General features: G+C 45.2%; 4 protein-coding genes. 2 read left to right on the top strand and 2 right to left on the bottom strand.

The window, feature by feature from the left end:
• Window positions 1-264: 264 nt before the first annotated feature.
• Entirely contained in the window at window positions 265-2,745 is a 2,481-nt protein-coding gene (locus tag A1355_RS04865; protein ID WP_231883563.1) for a TonB-dependent siderophore receptor, read from the bottom strand.
• A gap of 202 nt (window positions 2,746-2,947) precedes the next feature.
• On the opposite strand from A1355_RS04865, the gene A1355_RS04860 reads away from it, so the two are divergent.
• Window positions 2,948-3,142: a type II toxin-antitoxin system VapB family antitoxin gene (locus A1355_RS04860; protein WP_064025563.1), complete on the top strand. Its 195-nt coding sequence runs from the start codon at window positions 2,948-2,950 to the stop codon at window positions 3,140-3,142.
• Window positions 3,139-3,528, top strand: coding sequence for a PIN domain nuclease (locus A1355_RS04855; RefSeq protein WP_064025561.1), 390 nt, complete (start codon window positions 3,139-3,141; stop codon window positions 3,526-3,528). Before A1355_RS04860 ends, A1355_RS04855 begins: the two co-directional genes overlap by 4 nt.
• 188 nt (window positions 3,529-3,716) lie before the next feature.
• Here A1355_RS04855 and A1355_RS04850 read toward each other — a convergent pair.
• The coding region (locus tag A1355_RS04850; protein WP_064025559.1) for a FecR family protein at window positions 3,717-4,456 on the bottom strand (740 nt) is incomplete at its 5' end.

Below are 4,456 nucleotides of genomic sequence, written 5' to 3'. Positions count from 1 at the left end.
CCTTCAAAGATCGCTTACTGTATAGCGATGTAACAGACCCCATAAGGTGTGTATTTTCATAAACATTCAGGATAACTTTGATAGAGGGTGACTTGAGGAATACAGGAGATATGCAGTAGCACTGGGATCATTTACGGATACAAACGAACCCCATTAGGACAGCCGTTCAGTGATCAGTTGTCCGTGATGGAGAGATATAGCGATCATTAAAGGTCAAACTGGTTAAATGTTGGGGTTCGTTACTTCACCCCAACGGCCCATAAATTAAAACTCGACCTTGACAGAGCCTATAAATGTTCTTGGCGCCCCAGGATTCACAAAAAACTGATTGCCAGAACTTGCGGCGTAATACTCATGACCAAGTAGATTTTCAACATTTAATTGCAATGTGGTTTTGGATTTTTGAGTAAATGGCAATTGATATTTAATCATTGCGTCTAATCTTCCCCAGCCAGGTAATTGGTAGGTGTTAGCATTGTTGCCTTGTTTTTGGCTTTGGAAGTATGCCCCAGCACCAACACTTAACCCACGTAACTCATCTTGCGTGAAATCATATTTAGCCCATAAGCTGCCTGCATTTCTAGGAACATTCCATAATTGATTACCCTGATTACTTGTTGCTTTTACTATGGATGTTTCAGTATATGCATAGCTACCAATCAGACTTAAATTGTCAGTAATTCGACCACTAATATCAATCTCGACACCTTCGCTTCGTGTTTTTCCAGTTGGCTCATAAAAATTAGTAGGAAAAAGTCTGTAGGCTTGATTTTGTTTTGTTAATTGAAAAAATGAAACGCTTGAACTTAATCTATTGTCGAAGAAAGAGTTTTTGAATCCAACTTCATATTGTTCGCCAGTTTCAGGTGGAAGCACATTTCCATTTGGCCCTATACGGCTACTTAAGTTTCCGATAGATTCAACGTAATTTCCATATAAAGATAACCAATCCCAAGGTTGGTAAACTAAGCCAACTTTTGGGCTAAAACGCTGGTTATCTAATTGACCTTTTTTTGATGCCTCAAGCGCCAAATCCATAGAGGAAGTTGAAAATCCAGATGAAGAGGAAATCCAGTCGTATCGACCGCCACCTAAGATATGGAGTTTGTCCAGAATTGTGATTTGATCTTGAAAATATACACCATTCCAATTAATTGGTTGATTTAAATACCCATTTACTGATGGAGGTGTTATTGGTGAATATATTGGGTTATAAACATTAATGCTATTGGCATTTCCAGATCTGGCTGTTAAGTTAGTTTCGATGCTGTAATAATCCCAGCCAATGAGAGCTTTATGTTTCAATCCCCAGGTTGAAAAATTTCCTGTTATGTCAACAGTTCCATTATATGCGTCGTCAGACGAATTCGATGAATAAAATGATCTACTAACAATACCATTCGCTTCACTTATGAAGCCATTAGGCGTGGTAGAAGGATCATTAGCATCTCTTTTCAAATAATTGAATTTAGCTTTAAGCTTCCAGTCATCGTTAAAATTATGTGATAGTGTTACACCAGAGTTATAAAGTTTAGTATTACTCTTGTCTGTAGATGGTTCTCCAAGATAAGTAGAAATAGGAATCTTTAATGGCCTGTGAGTTAGTGTGCTAGCTACGACGCCACTTTCATCTCTTGTATCCTCATCTGAATACATAAAATCAAAGGCTAACTGAGTACGATCGCTTATTTTCCACGTTAAAGAAGGCGCTACAAAAACTCGATCTGTAAATCCAAAATCCCTAAAAGAGTTTTTATTTAAATTCTCAAAGTTTATTCGGTACATCAATGAGCCATCATTGTTGATCGCCCCCGTAGCATCTCCTAATGTTTGATACAGGTCATATGAACCAAAACGTTGTTCTAATGAATAATACGGCGTTGCTTGAGGTCTTTTAGTTACCATGTTAATCATGCCGCCAGGCTCAATTCTTCCATAGAGATTCGCAGCAGCACCTTTCACAACTTCAATGTAGTCAATATTCGCGAGTGAAAGACGGCTGGCAGGGAACCTAAATCCATCATAGTAGTTAGAGAAATTGGTATTAAACCCTCTTATCATGAATTGTTCGGCAAATCCTCCTTGTGTTTGCCCCGGAAATACACCGCTAACATTTTTAATGGCGTCACCAACTTGAACCCCTTGTTGGTCATGTATTACCGCTTTGGGAACGACCTGGATGGCAATAGGAGTTTCCATGATCGGCGTATCAGTCTTAGTAGCTGTAGAAGCGTTTGGCAAACTGTAATCTGGATTATATGGATCAGTCGAATCATAAACCGCCTTACCCACCACCTTCACCGCCGGCAAAGTCGCTGGATTGGCGTTGCTACTCGGCGCATCAACCGGCTTAACTTCCAACGTGACAGTATTGCCATTGCCAATCCGATAACCCAGCCCGGTACCTTTCAGCGCCTGAGTCAAGGCTTCTTCGATAGACAATTGCCCGCTAACACCGGGAGAAACCAAGCCTTCAACCATTTCCTCTGTAAACACAAATTGCACGCCGCCTTGTTCGGCCAACGCGTTTAGCGCGGCGTACAACGGTTGTTTGGCGATATTGAAGCTGTGGGTGGCGGTACTTGCGCGACTGCCGGTGGCGCTATTGCCAACCTCGGTCGCTAACAACATCGTCGGTGCGATCAATGCCGCCAGGCCAAGGTACAAAGGGATTTTGCCTGATTTAAAGGCTAGTTGCGGCGTCAATGCCGCTGGGCGTTTGGAAAGGGTTTTAACGTTTTTCATCGGTAGGGTTCCTTGTTTTTGTAATGTCCGTTTAGATAACGCCCCTGCCCATGCAAAGACTCAAAAATTCTGCTGTGGCAAATTGTCGCGGCACTGCCGGATAGAGTGGCTGAGAAAAATACAGCCACTGTCTTACATTTAATTGGCTACATATTCTTGTTTTGGTGTATTGTTTTCAAAAGTCATACACATGGAGATTGCGATGCGTACCAATATCATGATCGATGAAACATTGATGGCCGATGTTTTAAGCCTGACGGGCTTAAAAACCAAGCGCGAGGCGGTTGAGCTGGGTTTAAAAACCTTGCTGATGTTAAAGCAGCAAGAAGCCATCAAAGCCTTCAAAGGTCAATTAAAATGGGAAGGCGATTTAGAACAAATGCGCGCTGACCGATGATTTTGGTCGATTCCAGCGTCTGGATCGATTATTTCAACGGCACAGAAACGCTGGCAACCCTAAAGCTGGATGGTTTGCTGGGTGTGCAGCCTGTCTGCACCGGCGATTTGATTCTGGCGGAAGTGTTGCAAGGGTTTCGGCAAGATGAGGATTATCAAGCGGCAAAAAAATTACTGTGTGCCTTGCCGGTACATGCCCTGTTAGGAACGGCAATGAGTTTAAAAGCCGCCGATAATTTCAGACATCTGCGTAAACAAGGCATTACCATTCGAAAAACCATCGATACCATCATTGCAACTTACTGTATCGAAAACCAGATGCCGTTGTTGCATTCGGACAAGGATTTTCAAGCTTTTCAACAATTCTTGGGTCTACAGGTGGTGTGAGATGCGGTTTAAGGAAGCTACGACAAGCGTTCGCCGACGTTGCCGATGAACTGGAAATTGCATGATGGGCGGGATTTCTGCAGCCAGTCTTATTTGGCTTACTATGAAAGTCACCGGACGCCGCCTTCAAGCCGGTGTCGGAACGCCGTCAATCGCGGCTAAAGCCGCTCCACACCACTGACTTTCGTTTACCGGGGCGACGCAGCTGTTTCATGATCGTCAGTTGTAATCTGTCGCCCTTGCAACACCACAATATGCCCGGCATGCAGTACTTGAACCGGTAGCGTGTTACCCAGTGCATTCAGCCAATCATCGATACGTTTGATGTCCATGGCGACATGGATTTTGCGTTGCGCCAGTTCGGAATTCAGTAAAAACACATGGCCGGGACGGTAGCGGTTAATTTCGGCGACGACATCTTGCAACGGGACAAAATTCATCACTATCCGGCCTCTGCGCCAAGCATCTGCTATCGACAAGTCGGTGGTTTGCACCGCGCCGAGTTGATCTTCGTTGAACGCGATATGCTCCCCCGGCTCAAGGATGACATTGCCCAATAGTTGGCCTTGATGATTGGTTCGGGTGGTGCGTACCTTGCCTTCCAGCAAGGTAACATCGCCCGCCGCATTGGCGTAACGCACCACAAAACGCGTGCCGAGCGCTTCGGTCGTGGCTTGGCCGCTGGTTACGCGGAAGGGGCGTTGGCTGTCGTGCGCGACCTCGAATTCCGCTTCGCCTTGCAGTAGTTGGATGCGGCGCTCGCCGGCGCTCATATTGACGTCTAGCGCCGTATCGGTGTTCAGATGGACGGTGCTGCCGTCGCTCAATAGAACGGTGCGCTGTTCGCCCACCAGCGTTCGATAGTCGGCCCAGGGATGGGACAGCCAATTGGCGCAATAGCCGCCGCACACCGCCCAAACCAGACTGG

It is taken from the genome of Methylomonas koyamae (assembly GCF_001644025.1).
Classification (GTDB): Bacteria; Pseudomonadota; Gammaproteobacteria; order Methylococcales; family Methylomonadaceae; genus Methylomonas; species Methylomonas koyamae_A.
Note: the sequence above shows the minus strand (reverse complement) of the source record. Positions and strands in the feature narration are given on the sequence as shown.

Coding starts and splice junctions, on each gene's coding strand:
- A1355_RS04865 (WP_231883563.1), bottom strand. CDS start 2,745: ATGAAAAACGTTAAAACCCTTTCCAAACGCCCAGCGGCATTGACGCCG.
- A1355_RS04860 (WP_064025563.1), top strand. CDS start 2,948: ATGCGTACCAATATCATGATCGATGAAACATTGATGGCCGATGTTTTA.
- A1355_RS04855 (WP_064025561.1), top strand. CDS start 3,139: ATGATTTTGGTCGATTCCAGCGTCTGGATCGATTATTTCAACGGCACA.